The 2,043-nt window shown below is 70.8% G+C and carries 2 protein-coding genes; one reads left to right on the forward strand and one right to left on the reverse strand.

All coding sequences use genetic code 11. The features are described 5' to 3' along the window. Positions 1-86: 86 nt before the first annotated feature. A complete protein-coding gene (locus tag LCD35_RS28135) occupies positions 87-1,571 on the reverse strand; it encodes a putative glycoside hydrolase (RefSeq protein ID WP_255615720.1) in 1,485 nt (494 codons plus the stop codon). Positions 1,572-1,863: 292 nt separating this feature from the next. Here LCD35_RS28135 and LCD35_RS28140 point away from each other — a divergent pair. Further along, the coding region (locus LCD35_RS28140; RefSeq protein WP_225045209.1) for a hypothetical protein at positions 1,864-2,043 on the forward strand (180 nt) is incomplete at its 3' end.

A 2,043-nucleotide genomic window follows, 5' to 3' on the forward strand; every position in this document is an offset into this window, starting at 1 on the left:
ACCCCACACCGACACGAGTCAACGGACCGTTCGACCAACGAGACTGGACGAACGGTCCGTTCACTCCGCCACGACCGCGGGTGCGGCTACGGCTGCTGCGGGACCAGCGCCTCCCCGTGGTAGCGGCAGTTCGGCGCCCACAGCAGGTACGAGGGCATGCCGTCGTCCCGCGCGGCCTTGATCTGCGCGCCCACCTCGGCGGGCCCGTAGCTGGCGCCGAGGCTGAAGTCCTGCAGCCACGGGATGATCTGCACGTCGGTGCCCTCGACCGCCTTGGCGAACTCGGCGAGCGAGCGCTGCACGATCTCGTAGGGCTGGGTGTTCGGATCGTCGACGCCGAACTCGCCCGGCCCCCAGTGCGACGGGTAGACCATCGGTGCGATGTAGTCCACGTACTTCGCCATCCGCGGGATGTCCTGGGCGATCTGGGTGGGCCGGTCCACGGCGATGCCGAACACCGACGCCCCGAGCAGCGCCCCCTTCGAGCGGACCGCCGTCTGGGTGTCGCGGAGGAAGTCCGCGATGCCCTGCTCCGGCGTGGTGCGCAGCCCGGCGAAGCGCATCTTCTCGATGCCGCCGTCCGGCCTGCGCACGTAGTCGTAGAGGACGTCGTCGAACCCGAGCGACGCGGCTTCGGCGGCGAGGTCGATGTTGTACTGCCGCACCGCCGGGTCGGCGAAGTTGGTGAACGCGAAGTCGCCGTACCCGCTGCTCCACGGCTGGCCGTCCGCGGTCTGCACGACCCGTTCCCGGTGGCCTTCGCGCCAGGACGCCTCGCCGAGCACCGGGTCCTTGAAGGCGACGAGCCGGCCGACGACGCGCACGCCCATGCCGTGCAGCTGGTCGAGGGCTTCGCGGGCGTCGTAGTAGTTCTTCACGGCGCCGATGCGGTTGGCCTCGGGCAGCGCGGAATCGTAGGGGATCTCGCCGCTTTCGTCCTTGATGTCGAGCTCGACGGTGTCGATGCGGCCCTGCCTGGCGAGTTCGAGCACGGGTTCGCGCAGCGAGTCGCTGGTCCAGGCGAGCCCGGTCATGTGCACGGCGCGCATGCCCGGGTGCTTGATGTGCACGGTCATGGTGCGCTCCGCGCGGTTGCCCGCGAGGTCGGTGGCCACGACCTGGACCTCCCGTTCCGGCCGGTCGACGACGGCGGAGAACGCGCCGTCCGGCCCGGGCCGGACCGGCTCGCCCGCGACGGTCACCTGGTCGGCGCCCGCGGCCTTGCCGGTGACGGTGACGGGTTCGCCGAGCTTCTCGGGCCGCAGCGAATCCTCGACCTGGAGCTCCGGTGGCGCGCTGTCCACTGTGAACTCCTGCGTGGTGCTGGCGGAGCCGAGCCAGGAGATCGCCCTGGGCGTGACGACTTCCAGCACGTGGGAGCCGTCGGGCACGGCGGCCGCGTGCACGGCCACCGCACCGTCCTGGGGCGTGGTGGGCACGGGCTTCCCGTCGAGCAGAACGGTGGAACCGCCGCCCTCGGAACGGATCTGAATGGATCCATCGGCCGTCGCCTCGGCGCGGACCGGGCGCGACGGCAGCCCGTCGACCCGCACGTCCTCTGTGGACAGCATGCGGAGCAGCACGTACCCCGCGATCAGCAGCACGATGACGGCGACGGCGACGACGGCCCACTGCGGGATGCCGCCGATTCCGTTGTCACGGCTGGGTTTCGTTGGCCCTGGGGCCCCTTCGGGCGCAGGTTCGGTCACAGCTTTCGCCTCCCCGACGTCGGCGAATCCGGACAACTGAACACGTTACGTTGCCGGTCGAATGTTCGCGCCACCCTTCCAGGTAATAACGTGGAGATCAACAAGTGACTTTGAGTATCCACATCGGCCGAAAACTGCACTAACGTGCGAACTGATGCTGAGCGTGATCGAGCGCACCTGCGCCGTGACGGCGGTGGCGCTGCTCGCCCTGTCCGGTGCCGCGTGCAGCACCCAGGACCCCGCCCCCGTGGTTGCGGGCGGCCAGGGCGGGGGGGGGGGGGGGGGGGGGGCCGGCAGGCCCCGCCCGGCGGAGGGCGAGGGCCCGGCCCTGGTT

Source organism: Saccharopolyspora sp. 6V, assembly GCF_020176785.1.
GTDB classification, from domain to species: domain Bacteria; phylum Actinomycetota; class Actinomycetes; order Mycobacteriales; family Pseudonocardiaceae; genus Saccharopolyspora_C; species Saccharopolyspora_C gregorii.

Excerpts from the sequence above, each read along its gene's own strand:
- LCD35_RS28135 (WP_255615720.1), bottom strand. The coding sequence starts at position 1,571 with ATGCTGTCCACAGAGGACGTGCGGGTCGACGGGCTGCCGTCGCGCCCG.